A 14679-nucleotide genomic window follows, 5' to 3' on the forward strand; every position below is an offset into this window, starting at 1 on the left:
GGTAAATAAGAGAAACCGCTGTTGGTAAAGAAATACACCAACAAGTATGCTCTGTTCCCAAGAATCTCCCACTTCAATCAGGCCGTAAGGTCGATAAGTGGGGGTAGTTCAAGAATAGTATTATTCTACTTTGTACAAGCATGTGCAAAAGTACGTTCGTTTACTTTTAGTATAATGATTAATCTTATAATGACGTCTACCAAAAAGGCTTAGGACAATGTAAAAGCTGTCTTGAGCCTTTTTCTACTGTTATTTACAAAGGCAAAACCTTCACCTAAAATCTGCAGTCTCATGGGTCAATGGGGACAAAGATTGCTACTTTCGTATAAAACTAGTGGGATCATATAAAGATGTTAGCTGGAAAGGGATAGTATGTCGGTATTTGGTAAATACTAGTGTACGTCTTTTTTTCGTCCAATATGCATATAATTAGACTATATTAACTTTTTTCCAACTTAAAACGTCAAAAAGAGGGGTAAATTTTTTTGCAAGAGAGGACTTATGTATGGAAAAAAATATGAAACGCTCTAAGAAAAAGAAGAGCAAGAAGAAAATTTTACTTTGGATAGTAGGTGCTTTATTAACAATTTTTTTAATTTTTATAGGTACTGCTTATTACACTATCCAAAAGACAATGAATAAAATAAATACACCATTAATGGAAACGACAGGTGATGAAAATAAAGAACAAAAAATAGTTACGAAAAAAGACCCGTTTTCTGTGTTAATGCTTGGGGTGGATGAACGTAAAAATGATAGTGGACGTTCAGATACGATGATAGTCATTACGGTGAACCCTGAAAAACATACGATGAAGATGCTTAGTATACCTCGAGATACTCGTACAGAAATTGTTGGCCATGATTCCGTCGATAAAATCAACCATGCCTATGCATTTGGAGGCGTTCCAATGGCGGTGAATACGGTGGAGCATTTTTTAGATATACCTATTGATTATTATGTGTTTATTAATATGGAAGGCTTCCTGCAAATTATCGATACGATTGGTGGGGTAACGATTGATAATGACATGGATTTAACTTACAATTCCTACCATTATCCGAAGGGGGAGATCACTTTAGATGGTGATAAGGCATTGATTTTCTCTCGGATTCGTTATGAAGATCCACGTGGTGATTTCGGTCGTCAAATTCGCCAACGACAAATTATTGAAGCTGTTCTAAAAAAAGCCTCGACGACACCTTCTATATTATTAAAGGCTACAGATTTGCTTGATGTAGTAGGAGAAAATGTTCGTATGAATTTTACGATGAAGGACTTAGTCCAGCTACAAAGTATTTATAAAAAGATGGATAGTAATATCGAGCAGTTGTCATTCAAAGAGGGAAATGGCAAAAAGATTGATCATATATGGTATTTTATTCCAGAAGAGACAGAGCTAGAAAAAATCAAATCGGATTTAAAAGCTCATTTGCAATAAAGACTTTGTGACAATTGCTGAAAATTTTTTGACAATGAAGGGAGGGAGATATATGAATGGGAGGACCCAGGTGCTTAGGTATACAGCTGTAAACAATTGCATGCAATGCTATGTGCCTAAGCGTAAAGTTCAAAAAAATCCTGTCAGTTCAGCTATGCGTCACTTACAATTATTGTGCTTAAAAATTTTCATGTGAAACATAAAAAAATCATTCAGGTAGGGTGCATGCCTAGTTGAATGGTTTTTTTATGTAACTTCCCCCAACGTTAGAAAAGAAATTCTCATGTAAATAGACCGCAAAGCTTTCTTCAAGAAATGCTTTGCGGTCTATTGATGTTTTGTCTTAAGGTTTTTGCACTAGAACCTCGTTTGCTAGTATCTCTTCTTCTCCTAGCTCTCCCTTTTTTTCCGATATTTCTCCTTTTGGATCGTTTTCAAAAGTATCATACATTTTCTCTTTAATGAATAGTGCAGGAATTAACCCCATGAATGCATAAGAGATACCTAAGACAGCTAGTCCAAATCCAATTGATTGTGTAGTAGCGATAATTCCAATAAGGATAGGAGCTATAGCTGCACCTACTCTTCCTGTATTATAAGCCGCACCTACAGCGGTTCCTCTAATATGAGTTGGGAAGCTTTCACTTAAATAAGTAGCATTTACACCATACGGCGCTCCATATACGAAACCTAGAACAGTCATTAAAATAATGATGTTTCCTGGTGTTTGATAAAAATAGATGACGGGTAGCATGACCGCTGTAGATAGTCCTGCAAGCACGAAAACCCCACGACGACCTATTACATTGGCAACCCAACCAGCAAGTGCCTTACCAAGAATCGATGCTGTATATGTGCCAATTAAGTAACCTGTCATTTCTTTGAAATTAAAGCCTAATTCTTTCACAATATACGTTGGTAACCAAGTACCTACTCCATAATATCCGAATTGCAATAGGGAAGACGTTAATATCCATAACAGAAAGATGGTAAAAACTTTTTTATCCCTAAACAACGCCAACCATTCATTGGATTTCTTAACTTTAGATGTTTTAACTTGTTTTTTAGCCAACCTCCAACCAGTTGGTTCGGGTACTTTTACTCGAATATAAATCGCCACAATTACTGGGAAGATTGAGATTAAGAATAATGGTCTCCAACCATAGTCAGGGAGAATAGCGCCCGCTAATAAAACAGCGACTAAATATCCCAATGAATAGGAAGAACCTAATACGCCCATAATAGTTGCTCTATGTTTAACTTTTACATATTCAGCCATTACCATTGTGGCTAATGAATATTCAGCGCCCATACCAATTGCTGATATGAAACGAACAATAATAAATTGTTCATATGTCTGTACAAAAGCTAAGAGAGCGGTTCCAATTGAGAATAATATCATCATATAGGTCATCATTTTAACGCGACCAAAGCGGTCAGATAACCAACCACCTAATATCCCACCAAGTGCCATCCCTAATAGAGAGAAAGTACTGATCCAGCCAGCAGCCTTAGTGTCTAAGACGAATTCGTCCATTAAGCTCGGCATTGTTAATGACAGCATTTGGATATCCATACCATCCACTGTTAAACCTATAAAACTAGCTACAAATACAATTTTCCATAGATTTGAGTTCTTTTCCATAACATATCTCCTCCGCATTCCTAGGTTGTTTTAAAAGAATTACACATGAAGATTCTGTATAGAATGTTTTGGTAGATGGATTTAATAGTTTCGTTTTCTAGTATATAAATGTCAAGTAGAGGCCAATACATAGGGGGCGATGATACTTTTGAAGATTTGCATCTCCTACTTGTTAACCGCGAATTATAATTCTAAATGTATAGCAATGAAACCAAAACATTTATTACCTTATTTTACTAATTATACATTTTATTGAGTTCTTTTCAAATAATTTAGAATATTCAACTTGTTAGAGTGGTTGGAATCACGGGTTTTAGATTGCAGGTTTTGTTATTCAACAAACTGTAAAGGAGAGGATTGTTAAAGGGGAATGTATACAGAAAGTTTGTTCATAGTTTAAAGATTTGTCCGTATTCTAAAGCGTCCTTTTTATATTAGCAACGTAAGGATTCCTTCCGTAGTGTTTGAAAAATCAGAAAATTGATGTATAATTTTATTAGAAATGGTTGAGGGAGTGATTGTGATGATTATAGGCACAATTTTGATTGCTGTTGCATTACGTACAGGTATTGTTTTAGCAATAGACTTATTTAATAGCAGCATCACTCTACTACACAAAGTAACCATTCATACTCGAAAAACAAAAGAATAGGATGCACCTAGGCAAAGCTATAAAGTAGCTTTGTCTATTTTTGTGGCTGTTGAAACGGATCAGCAACGCGTTTTTTGTGACCAAGAGCTACTCTTTGAACACCTTCAGAAAAGCGCCTAGTTGGAACGAAAATACCTCACGTTAGGGTGATTAACCATTTTTGTGAACTTGAAACAATTTATGTGATTAATTCGTCAATATACTGCAGAAAATGTTATACTATAAAAAAACAGTATCGGGGAATGAGCATGCAAGAAGAGAGAACAAGTAGTTTCAAAAAAGAATTAATATCCTATCTTAAAATCATTGTCATTACAGCTATTGTTGTTTTAGGCTGTAAGCAATTTTTATTTGCGCCGATTAAAGTGCAAGGGGCTTCTATGTACCCAACTTATCATGATAAAGATATTATTATTGTAAGTAAAATGAGTAAAATTGAACGCTTTGATCAAATAGTCTTCCAATCACCAACAGAAGATGAATTATATATTAAACGAGTGATTGGTCTTCCAGGTGATACAGTTGAAATGAAGGACGATGTTTTGTATGTAAACGGCAAAGCATATAAAGAAGATTATGTGAATCGTCAAACAGATGATCCGAATCAATTACGTATTACAGAAAATTTCACGTTAGAGCAATTAGTAAAAGAAAAAAAGGTTCCTGAGGATATGTATTTTGTACTTGGTGATAACCGTTTAAAAAGTTCCGATAGCCGCCACTATGGTTTAATTTCTAAAGATGCCATCTATGGTGAAGCTAAACTAACATTATATCCGTTTAATCGTTTCCATATTGGTCCAAAATAAGTGAAAAAAGAGGCTACGATGAGTGAGGGTACTGAAAAACTTACGGTTTTATAATAGCGAACTTTTTCAGATAAAAATAAGGCACTTCTTGTTCAATTTTGAACAGGAAGTGCCTTATTTCTGTCTTTATTTTTTCGTTTAGTAGCTTTAATATACGTAGATAGCCATGTATGGACTTAAGTTAAGAGTTTCTTGATTTGAAATCATCAGAGGACCACCTGCACAATTCTTTTAAAGGAAAGCGCGACTAAAATAACAGTATGATACATTGCGTTGTTTGGAGAAGCATCGCTCGACTCCTGCGGGAAAGCGAGACAGACGAGACCCCGCACGAAGCGAAGCGTAGGAGGAGGCTCGGCGCTCGCCCGCGGAAAGCGAGCGGAATGCTTCGGAAAACAACAGTAGAGTCATAATGCCATATGAAAAAAGCGAGGTATTCGACGATTAACCGCTGAATACCTCGCAATGTGAGAAAATATGGACTTTTTCAGTGCCCTCCGATGAGTAGCTTCTTTTTTCATTTTTTGTTTGCTGGTAATGCTGTGCAAACTTTATAAGTGGGGTAATAGACACAAACTGTTGAATTTTCAACCGTTTCTTTTATGGGGATTTGCTGTTTGCTCACACTAGGAGAATTGATTGCTTGTTTATCGATTGAGAGCCCTTCTGTTACTGGTTCTACACCATAAAACAACAATAAAAAATAGCATACTAAACCTACTATACGCAAACAATCACCTCGCAATGTTCTGTTATATTAGTATGTATGGTCAAACGTAAAAAAATATAAGTAAAATCTGAAATTTCTCTCTTTTGCAATGGATTTTTTTTATTGGGTAAACTTTACATTTTTGTATGTGAACTAATTTTATGGATGATCAGGAAGAGAGAGGTGAGACAAATAAAAAAATCTTGTCATGCAAAATTCAATATGCTAATATAGCTAACGTAAATATTTGATCTGTATAACCTCAATGATATGGATTGAGGGTCTCTACCAGGAACCATAAAATCCTGACTACAAAAATTTGCTTCATTTTTGTAGTCAGGATTTTTTTATTTAAATCTCCCTACAAAAATGAAAGTGTAAAAGAAGGGTGATTATTATGAATTGGAGAGTGTATATTCTTGCCGTTACTACTTTTGCGGTAGGATTGGTGGAATTAATTGTCGGTGGTATATTACCAACAATTGCGGAGGATTTAAATGTGTCCTTAGCAACAGCGGGACAATTGATTACACTATTTGCTCTTGTCTATGCAGTATCTGCGCCTGTCCTTTTATCATTAACCGCAAAAGTGGAAAGGAAGCGCCTTTATCTTATTTCTTTATTTATCTTTACTTTAGGTAATCTTATGACGTATTTTAGTACGACATTCTTGATCGTTATGATTGCTAGAATTTTTACAGCGATGAGTACTGCATTGGTCATCGTCTTATCTTTAACGATTGCCACAAAAATTGTTGAACCAAGACATCGTGCAAAAGCTTTAGGACTTGTTTTCATAGGTGTAAGTTCTGCACTTGTCATCGGTGTGCCTGTGGGGATATTTGTGTCAGAAGCATTTGGATGGCGAGCGATATTCTTGGGAATAGCCCTTCTTTCAACAGTATCTATGATTCTTATTGCGTTATTGCTTGAAAAAATGCCAGTTGTAGAAGTTGTCCCATTAAAGGCTCAAATTAAATCATTAGCGAATTTAAAAATCTTAAGTGCACAATTAACAACACTGTTTATGCTGGCTGGCCATTATATGCTTTATGCATATTTAACGCCATTTTTAGTAGAAGCATTTGATATGAGTGCTTCTTGGATTAGTATTTGTTATCTAATCTTCGGAATAGCGTCTGTCAGTGGAAATGCTCTTGGTGGTTGGCTAAGTGACAAAATTGGTACGGGTAAGGCGATTCTAATTGTTGTATCTACATTTGCCGTTGTATTATTTAGTATTCCTTACACAATTGTTGCTTTTCCACTCTTTTTAGTCGTGACGGTTTTATGGGGTGCGCTTAGCTGGGCACTTACACCTCCGTTACAAAATTATTTAATACAAACTGATCCAAAAACGTCTGACATTCAACAAAGTTTAAACACTGCTGCATTACAAATCGGTATATCCATCGGCTCAGCTCTTGGTGGAGCTATGTTTACTATTACAGGATCTGCTAAGCATTTAGCTGGCTTTGGTGCCATTTTAGTTTTATGTGCTCTAGGCTGTGCTATTTTCTCTCTAAAAAGATCACCTGTTTCACATGGGACTGACTTAGGGATGAAATCCGCTCACAACAACTCATAGTTTATCGTCGCCAATAACGAAAGACACTAAAACAATAAAATAATTGCAAGCTGGCCTATAGGGGTCTAGGCATGTGACGAAGGGCATTTGGAGTAGCCATATTCCAAATGCCTTTTTTTGTGCTCATGGCTAGTATGAGGATATTATTTGTGAGGATGAAGAAAACCCACTGATTCTTATAGTATATTTTCACCTATAAACAAATATTTAATTTCTATATCGATTATTATCATACTGGAATAGGACAAGGAATAGATTGTTGTAGTTAAAGTATTTTAGGGACTCGAGTAGATAGAGAGTCTAATGATTCAATACTATTTTTAGGATATATAAGTTTCTCTCTGCCTAAGATAGATAATTCAAAGGAGTCTACTGATGGGAATCTAACGTATTAACTAATAACAACACTTTCACCTGAATTAGTCCAATGAAAAAGAATTCGGGATAAGGTGGCTGCTGTGGGTTACTTAATAATTTCAAATGGAGGGGGAATCGAATGTCAGACTATCATCAACAATCATCAGCTGAAGTGATGAAAACTTTGAACGTGACAGATCAAGGATTGAGTGATTATGACGTTCAAAAGAGGCAAGAAGTATACGGCTATAATGTATTAAAGGAAGGAAAAAAAACAAGTGCATTTGCCGTTTTCTTTGGGCAGTTTAAAGATTTATTAGTCATTATTTTAATCATCGCTGCTTTCGTTTCATTCCTATTAGGTGAAGTAGGAAGTACGGTTGTCATTATGATTGTCGTTATATTAAACGCTATCCTAGGCACTGTGCAGCATGTCAAGGCAGAACAGTCTTTGGATAATTTAAAAGCCCTGACCTCTCCAATTGCCAAAGTAATGCGGAACAATCAGCTCATAGAGATTTCTTCGGAAGATATAGTGATTGGAGATCTTCTTTATTTAGAGGCTGGCGATTATATAAATGCAGATGGGCGGTTATTAGAAAGCCATAATTTGCATATTAATGAAAGCTCGCTAACAGGTGAATCTATCGCTGTAGCGAAGAGTATCGATCCTATCAAGGAAAGCAATGTAACTGTTGGTGATAAAAAGAATATGGTGTATTCTGGAAGTTTTGTGACAACTGGTCGTGGTATTGTCATGGTAACAGCTATCGGAATGCAGACTGAAATCGGCAAAATTGCAAACTTACTAGATACCGCGAAAGAGAAGAAAACACCGTTACAAGTAAGCTTAGATCATTTCGGAGAAAAATTAGCTTTAGGGATTACATTAATCTGTTTAGCGATTTTCGTGATTGACCTTATTAGAGGACGTGCGCTTGTAGAATCGTTTATGTTTGCTGTTTCACTTGCTGTTGCAGCAATTCCAGAAGCACTAAGTTCGATTGTTACCATTGTGCTTGCTTTTGGGACGCAAAAAATGGCAAAGCAAAATGCCATTATTCGAAAGCTATATGCTGTTGAAAGTCTTGGAAGTGTATCTGTTATTTGCTCAGATAAAACAGGAACATTAACTGAAAATAAAATGGTTATACAAGAAGTATATGTGGATGAAAAAGTTATTCCACATAATCAACTACGCACCGAAAATGCACTTGAGAAAGATTTGATGTTAAAGGCAATACTATGTAGTGATGCTGTGGCAAGGGACGGTAAGGAAATCGGGGATCCTACGGAGGTTGCACTCGTAAAATTAGGGAAGCAATATGATTTTGATGAACTGCTAGTAAGAAATCATTATCCAAGAGTGGCCGAAATCCCATTTGATTCAGATCGAAAGCTTATGAGTACTGTCAATACTATTAATCAGCAATCTATCATGATTACAAAAGGAGCACTAGATGTCCTTCTTCCTAAAATTATCAAAATAGAAACTTCAAAAGGTGTATTTAATATTACAAAACAACAGCGCCAAAAAATTGAAGAAGTAAATCGCGAATTTTCTATGAATGGGTTAAGGGTGCTAGCTGTTGCCTACAAAGAGGTAAGAGAAAATCAAGCAATCGATGTAAAGGCTGAAAAAGATTTAATCTTTGTTGGTTTAGTCGCAATGATGGATCCTCCAAGGCAAGAATCTAAAGGTGCGGTTGAAAAATGTATAAAAGCTGGTATCAAACCGGTGATGATTACAGGGGACCATAAAATCACGGCAACGGCTATTGCCAATCAAATCGGCATTTTAAATGATCCCTCTGAAGCAATTGAAGGGCATGAAATTGAAGGCCTAACAGATCAACAGCTTCAAGAAAAGGTTAATGATTTTTCAGTTTATGCCCGAGTAACACCAGTTCAAAAAATCCGTATTGTTAAAGCATGGCAGGAAAAAGGACATGTTGTCGCTATGACAGGAGATGGTGTTAATGATGGCCCTGCCTTAAAACAGGCCGATATCGGTGTGGCAATGGGTGTTACTGGCACAGAGGTCGCTAAGGATGCCTCCTCTATGATACTTACGGATGATAATTTTTCAACAATTGTGAAGGCTATTGCAAACGGTAGGAGTATCTATACGAATATAAAAAATGCAATTTTGTTCTTATTATCTGGGAATGCAGGTGCCATTTTCGTTGTTTTATATGCAACAATATTAGGTTTACCAGTTCCTTTTGCGGCTGTGCATTTATTATTTATTAACTTACTAACGGATAGTTTACCGGCGATTGCAATCGGTCTAGAGCCGAACAATAAAAAAACAATGAAAGACAAGCCACGAAATATTCATACACCATTATTAAATAAAGCATTTATTACTCAAGTGGTGCTTGAAGGATTACTAATTGCCATTTCTACAACTGTTGCTTTTGAGATTGGATTGTCAACAGGAGATACTTTAACGGCGAGCACTATGGCGTTTACAACATTATGCCTGTCACGATTAGTGCATGGTTTCAACTCCAGAGCTAAAGAATCGATCTTCGCCATTGGACTATTTTCGAATAAATATACTTGGCTTGCATTTTTAATCGGTTTCTTAAGTTTACACGCAGTATTGTTTATTCCGATGCTTACAAGTGTATTTGAAGTTGCCACATTAAGTCCCGCACAATTAGGCTTTATGTATAGCTTGTCTGTACTACCGTTCCTTGTGAATCAGTGGTACAAGCTGTTGTTTGTGAGAAGGCGCTAATGAGTAAAAAAAGATGCTGAAAGTTAAGATATCATATTAAATAGGGTATAGTCTTCGGCAAAATGAGGGGGTGATTTCCGTTCCGACTGGGCGCTTTGTTGCTGCCGCTTCGCTTTCGCTACAGAAAACATTTGTAGCTGCCGCTTCGCTTTCGCTACAGAAAACATTTGTAGCTGCCGCTTCGCTTTCGCTACAGAAAACATTTGTAGCTGCCGCTTTGCTTTCGCTACAGAAAACATTTGTAGCTGCCGCTTCGCTTTCGCACAGATAAAACATTTGTAGCTGCCGCTTCGCTTTCGCTACAGAAAACATTTGTAGCTGCCGCTTTGCTTTCGCTACAGAAAACATTTGTAGCTGCCGCTTCGCTTTCGCACAGATAATACATTGCCGCTGCCGCTTCGCTTTCGCGCAGAGCAGAGCTTCCTGGGGGCGTCCGATGAGCCGCTTGGGCCAACAGATGTTTTTTTGCGCGAAAGCGTAGTGTTAACGCAGCGGCAGCAGCACGATGTTGGTCACGAAGGCGTTATCACAGGGATGTGATGGCTTTAGCCTTCGTTCCCCTATAGGCTCGCTCCAGGGTCTCGGGCCAACAGATGTTTTTTGCGCGAAAGCGTAGTGCTAACGTAGCGACAGCAGCACCGATGTTGGTCACGAAGGCGTTATCACAGGGATGTGATGGTTTTAGCCTCCGTTCCTCTATTGCTAATCCCCAAGGAGTCGCCCAGTCTCCACTCCAATCAACCTCTTCACAGAGCCTGTGCTTTCTAGCATGTCACTCTAATTTATAGTGATTAAACAAAACTTTTGCATGAGGTTTGTCTGAAAAAGCGAAGCAACAATAAAAGCTCTCGTTTTGTTGAAACGAGAGCTTCTTAACATTACTTTGTAGCAGGGGCCAGTAGCCAGCCTTTGTCATTACTAAGCCGTACTAGCTTTGCGCCAAGTATGGCATACCTCATATGAAGTTCTCCATATTTTGCAGTATGCTTCTTCTTAACAGACATTTCTAAAGCCTGACTAACTGAAATAAGTGACGACGCTATATTCATCGATAAAATGCTGCTGATTTCTGCATCATTAATAGCCTTTTTTCTTCGGGGATTGCTCATCTTTAACTTACTGTAATCGATTGATGTAGTAGGGGCAAGCACCCCATTTTCCTCTAATACCGCCATTAGCTGTTTATTTTCATCTTTTAAACATTGCACAAAATCCACGATAATAGTCTTCAACTTTTTATTAACAACGTGCTTGAAAAATGCATGATTTGAAGCTATATAGCCATTATTAACGCCAAGCTGCGCCCAAATCTCAAAAATTCCCTTATAACGTAATGATGTTAGATTTCCATTTACCAATTCCATAGTGACACATCCTAACTCTCGTTCATTAATTATGAGATTAGGGTGTGTTAATAAATGGATTTCTAATCATTTTTTACATTGATAAAAACTGAAATTGTTCCGATAAAACGAGAAAATATTCCGATAAAAGCTAAAATTGTTCTGATAAAATGAGATTTTGTTCCGATAAATCTTCAAAGAATTCATTTGAAAATGAATTCATCACAATACGTATTCCTGCCAGATTGCAGACAAACGTTACTTCTGATTGACGTTTTAATAAAAATTATAATGCCATTTCGCTTATGATGAAGAGCTGTTGATTTTTCACGGAGAGTGGCGACTCCTGCGGGATGAGCTTGAGCTGAAAGCCCCGCAGGAACGGAGTGACGAGGAGATTGAAGCCAAGCCCGCGGAAAGCGCCAGCTCGTAGTGAAAATCAACCTTTGTTGATTGTTTTACATTATTTGTAGATAAGCTGAAAGGTTTATTCCTTTAATTTCTTTCTTTTAAAACTATTAATGGTTGTTTTTAAGGCAGCAAAGTTGCCAATAGCTGCGTAACCATAAAAAAAGCCCATAAATATTCCTGCAATAAGATTGTGTTTATGGCTAATGAAGATAGAAATAATCAAGCCAATAGCAAGGGCGATCGCGGGAACATATTTAGGCTGAACATGCAAAAATACCTTAATGAGCTGTGTAATAATTAACACAGCTGGAACGGCTATTAGAGCATCCCAAAAATTCGTATGGATCACTGGAAATAATTCCATTTTTTACACCTCTTTTAGTAATAACGAAGCTATGACTTTAATATATAGATTTTCCGTTTTATTTATTTTTATGCGATGAAAGGTGTAGCGCTTATGATGTTGGATCATACATTCGATTGCGATTTTCGTTTTTTGACTATGCTTAATAATAAGAGCCATAAGGATTTATATATGGATAGCGATATGGCGGATAGGGATTCATAAATTGTGAAGGTCTATACTTATTTTTATGTTTATGATGAGGATCTTTTTGATCTTTTTTCTTCTCAGCAGTTGATTTTACACGGTTGCAGTCTTTAGGTGGACCAATATATGTTGATGGCACAATAGGCTCAATTGTTTTCTTCCACTGAGCTTCATCTAAACAATACGTGTGAGCCATCACATTGGAAGGTGTAAATTTCAATATATCTGAGCCTAAAATAACTTCGGGAGTTGGCGCATCAAAAATAGCTAGTAAATGCGTGTCATTCTCAGTAGCAATTTCATAATGCCACCATCCTTGCGGTACATTGGCGACTTGGCCAGGCTCGATAGGATAGTTTTTAATCTCTTTTGTAAAGGGATTAAATATAGAAACAATGGCAGCACCGGAAATACAATAAACAAGTTCTGATGCATTTTGATGATAGTGAGGCTCTATCACCTTATTCCTACTTAGAAAAATATCAAGCAAAGATATATTTTCTAACGTATTTAATTGTTCTATACCTAGAACATTAATAAAATTTCGATCATCTTTTTTAAAAAGAGTACTGTCATTTACATCAGAGGTGAACTGTGTTGACGGTGAAGTATAGTCAATATTTGAGCTAATACTTACATCCTTTCTCTCATTATTTTTCAATACATGTCTTAAGCACAGAATATGTATAAAGGTATTTTAGGCTTACACAAATGCCCATCATCTTCATTCAGTGAATGTTTTTGCAATTACGGCAAGGCGTAATTGATTTGTATGGAGCCACTCAAGCCCTCCCTTAAAAATTAACTAAAATTCCCTCTTCTAATTAAGAACGTACGTGCGTATAATAAGTTTACGAACGTTCGTTCTGTTTTTGAGGGATAGCCCTGTTGAGGTCAGTGCATATAACAGAGTGAAAAGGAGCAACTAGGATGAAAGAACAGTTAATAAAAGCAATGCAGCGCCAACAAGTAGTTAGCATGATGTATGTAGCCAAGTCGGGTGTCATTACGAAAAGGCGTGTAAAAATCATAAAGATCGTTGGTGATTCCTTTACGGCATTTTGCTTTACGAGGCAGGCAAAGCGTACGTTTATTATTAACAATGTTCTAGCAATATTGCCTGTTACACATCGGAAGCGTGAGGTGATATGAATTACGACAATCTGCCGCACAAGGACATTTTTTGTATTGACATGAAGTGCTTTTACGCAAGCTGTATGGCAATGCTAGAAGGTTTAGATGTCTTGAAAGACCCTATTGCAGTCATTGGCAATTTCGAGCAACCCGGTAGTGTCGTACTAGCAGCCTCGCCGGTGATGAAGGAAAAATTTAAAATCAAAACGGGAAACCGCCGTTATGAGATACCTAAGCACCCAGATATTAAGCTTTTTGAACCTAAAATGTCATTTTTTCTTGACATGTCTATGGCGATCACTCGCCTTATAGCTCAGTATGTACCTACTGAGGCGATTCATGTTTATAGCGTCGATGAAAGCTTTGTGGATTTGACAGGTACAGAACAACTTTGGGGTCCGCCAGAGGAAACGGCCAAAATGATTCAACAGGCGATTTACGAACAATTCCGTATTTCTTCTGCAATTGGTATGGGACCAAACATGCTAATAGCTAAATTAGCGTTAGATTTAGATGCGAAAAAAACGGGCTTTGCTAAATGGACATATGAAGATGTTCCTAAAAAACTTTGGCCGGTACGACCTCTGTCTGAAATGTGGGGCATCGGCAAACAGATGGAAGCGAACTTAAAAGCAATGGGCATACAAACAGTTGGTGGATTGGCTAATGCGGATTTAGAAGAATTAGAAAAGCGCTTCGGTATTATGGGCAATCAATTATATTACCATGCATGGGGGATTGATCTTTCCACATTAGGAGAGCCTTTAGTGACGAATTCAGCGTTAAGCTTCGGTAAAGGGCAAATGTTAATGAGAGATTATCACACTCGAAAAGAAATTGCTGTCGTACTACTTGAAATGTGTGAGGACGTTATGAGGCGAACGCGTGAAGCGGGGTATGTTGGTCGTACAATCAGCTTAGGACTTTCCTATAGTCGAAATGCTATGACAAAAGGATTCCACCGCTCTAGAACGATTGCAGTGCCAACAAGTGAAACGCTAGTTATGTATAAAACTTGTCTAGAATTACTGGATGAGCACTTTGCTGGCGAGCCAGCACGTCAATTGTCAGTTAGGATAACGAACCTAGAACCGGCGTGCAGCATCCAGTTGGATTTATTTGATGAGCGCAAGGAGCAACGACAAATAATTGGCCACGTTATGGATGCCATTCGAAGAAAATATGGAGCAGTGTCATTACTAAGGGCGGCTTCTTATACAAAGGCTGGCACAGCAATTACACGTAATCGCTTAGTAGGCGGGCATTTAGCGTAAGGGGGAATGAGATAAGACGA

General features: G+C 37.4%; 13 protein-coding genes and 1 riboswitch. Of the genes, 7 read left to right on the plus strand and 6 right to left on the minus strand.

Going from position 1 to position 14679, the window contains the following annotated elements; translation table 11 throughout:
• The first annotated feature begins 505 nt into the window (after positions 1–505).
• The gene (locus MWJ95_RS13685) at positions 506–1441 is read left to right on the plus strand and encodes an LCP family glycopolymer transferase (protein WP_249074495.1); all 936 of its coding nucleotides are present in this window, start codon (positions 506–508) and stop codon (positions 1439–1441) included.
• Between the two features lie 343 nt (positions 1442–1784).
• Here MWJ95_RS13685 and MWJ95_RS13690 read toward each other — a convergent pair whose 3' ends face one another.
• Complete coding sequence (locus tag MWJ95_RS13690; RefSeq protein WP_249074496.1) at positions 1785–3086, minus strand: MFS transporter; 1302 nt, start codon at positions 3084–3086, stop codon at positions 1785–1787.
• Positions 3087–3609: 523 nt separating this feature from the next.
• Here MWJ95_RS13690 and MWJ95_RS24500 point away from each other — a divergent pair.
• The gene (locus MWJ95_RS24500) at positions 3610–3738 is read left to right on the plus strand and encodes a hypothetical protein (protein WP_283164702.1); all 129 of its coding nucleotides are present in this window, start codon (positions 3610–3612) and stop codon (positions 3736–3738) included.
• A 248-nt stretch (positions 3739–3986) separates the two neighbouring features.
• A complete protein-coding gene (gene lepB, locus MWJ95_RS13695) occupies positions 3987–4547 on the plus strand; it encodes a signal peptidase I (protein ID WP_249074497.1) in 561 nt (186 codons plus the stop codon).
• Between the two features lie 517 nt (positions 4548–5064).
• On the opposite strand, the gene MWJ95_RS13700 is transcribed toward lepB, so the two are convergent.
• Positions 5065–5277, minus strand: coding sequence for a hypothetical protein (locus MWJ95_RS13700; RefSeq protein ID WP_249074498.1), 213 nt, complete (start codon positions 5275–5277; stop codon positions 5065–5067).
• Between the two features lie 211 nt (positions 5278–5488).
• A riboswitch (purine riboswitch) is annotated at positions 5489–5588 on the plus strand.
• Positions 5589–5653: 65 nt separating this feature from the next.
• On the opposite strand from MWJ95_RS13700, the gene MWJ95_RS13705 reads away from it, so the two are divergent.
• Together MWJ95_RS13705 and MWJ95_RS13710 are read left to right on the plus strand one after the other, a co-directional pair.
• The gene (locus MWJ95_RS13705; RefSeq protein WP_249074499.1) at positions 5654–6844 is read left to right on the plus strand and encodes an MFS transporter; all 1191 of its coding nucleotides are present in this window, start codon (positions 5654–5656) and stop codon (positions 6842–6844) included.
• Positions 6845–7340: 496 nt separating this feature from the next.
• Complete coding sequence (locus tag MWJ95_RS13710) at positions 7341–9947, plus strand: cation-translocating P-type ATPase (RefSeq protein ID WP_249106086.1); 2607 nt, start codon at positions 7341–7343, stop codon at positions 9945–9947.
• A 36-nt stretch (positions 9948–9983) separates the two neighbouring features.
• On the opposite strand, the gene MWJ95_RS13715 is transcribed toward MWJ95_RS13710, so the two are convergent.
• From MWJ95_RS13715 to MWJ95_RS13730, 4 genes are all read right to left on the minus strand, one after another.
• Complete coding sequence (locus MWJ95_RS13715; protein WP_249106089.1) at positions 9984–10295, minus strand: hypothetical protein; 312 nt, start codon at positions 10293–10295, stop codon at positions 9984–9986.
• Positions 10296–10825: 530 nt separating this feature from the next.
• Entirely contained in the window at positions 10826–11311 is a 486-nt protein-coding gene (locus MWJ95_RS13720) for a DUF3231 family protein (protein ID WP_249074501.1), read from the minus strand.
• A 466-nt stretch (positions 11312–11777) separates the two neighbouring features.
• Positions 11778–12065 carry a hypothetical protein gene (locus MWJ95_RS13725; RefSeq protein ID WP_249074502.1) on the minus strand — a complete coding sequence of 96 codons (288 nt, stop codon included), beginning with the start codon at positions 12063–12065 and terminating at the stop codon, positions 11778–11780.
• A 142-nt stretch (positions 12066–12207) separates the two neighbouring features.
• Positions 12208–12882, minus strand: a complete 675-nt coding sequence (locus MWJ95_RS13730) for a cupin domain-containing protein (RefSeq protein ID WP_249074721.1) — start codon at positions 12880–12882, stop codon at positions 12208–12210.
• A 299-nt stretch (positions 12883–13181) separates the two neighbouring features.
• On the opposite strand from MWJ95_RS13730, the gene MWJ95_RS13735 reads away from it, so the two are divergent.
• Entirely contained in the window at positions 13182–13403 is a 222-nt protein-coding gene (locus tag MWJ95_RS13735; RefSeq protein WP_249074503.1) for a transcriptional regulator, read from the plus strand.
• The gene (locus MWJ95_RS13740) at positions 13400–14659 is read left to right on the plus strand and encodes a Y-family DNA polymerase (protein WP_249074504.1); all 1260 of its coding nucleotides are present in this window, start codon (positions 13400–13402) and stop codon (positions 14657–14659) included. The genes MWJ95_RS13735 and MWJ95_RS13740 overlap by 4 nt, the downstream gene beginning before the upstream one ends.
• Positions 14660–14679 lie beyond the last annotated feature (20 nt).

The organism is Lysinibacillus sp. Bpr_S20 (assembly GCF_023337835.1).
Classification (GTDB): domain Bacteria; phylum Bacillota; class Bacilli; order Bacillales_A; family Planococcaceae; genus Lysinibacillus.

Coding starts and splice junctions, on each gene's coding strand:
- MWJ95_RS13685 (WP_249074495.1), top strand. CDS start 506: ATGGAAAAAAATATGAAACGCTCTAAGAAAAAGAAGAGCAAGAAGAAA.
- MWJ95_RS13690 (WP_249074496.1), bottom strand. CDS start 3,086: ATGGAAAAGAACTCAAATCTATGGAAAATTGTATTTGTAGCTAGTTTT.
- MWJ95_RS24500 (WP_283164702.1), top strand. CDS start 3,610: ATGATTATAGGCACAATTTTGATTGCTGTTGCATTACGTACAGGTATT.
- lepB (WP_249074497.1), top strand. CDS start 3,987: ATGCAAGAAGAGAGAACAAGTAGTTTCAAAAAAGAATTAATATCCTAT.
- MWJ95_RS13705 (WP_249074499.1), top strand. CDS start 5,654: ATGAATTGGAGAGTGTATATTCTTGCCGTTACTACTTTTGCGGTAGGA.
- MWJ95_RS13710 (WP_249106086.1), top strand. CDS start 7,341: ATGTCAGACTATCATCAACAATCATCAGCTGAAGTGATGAAAACTTTG.
- MWJ95_RS13715 (WP_249106089.1), bottom strand. CDS start 10,295: ATGTTTTCTGTAGCGAAAGCAAAGCGGCAGCTACAAATGTTTTCTGTA.
- MWJ95_RS13720 (WP_249074501.1), bottom strand. CDS start 11,311: ATGGAATTGGTAAATGGAAATCTAACATCATTACGTTATAAGGGAATT.
- MWJ95_RS13725 (WP_249074502.1), bottom strand. CDS start 12,065: ATGGAATTATTTCCAGTGATCCATACGAATTTTTGGGATGCTCTAATA.
- MWJ95_RS13735 (WP_249074503.1), top strand. CDS start 13,182: ATGAAAGAACAGTTAATAAAAGCAATGCAGCGCCAACAAGTAGTTAGC.
- MWJ95_RS13740 (WP_249074504.1), top strand. CDS start 13,400: ATGAATTACGACAATCTGCCGCACAAGGACATTTTTTGTATTGACATG.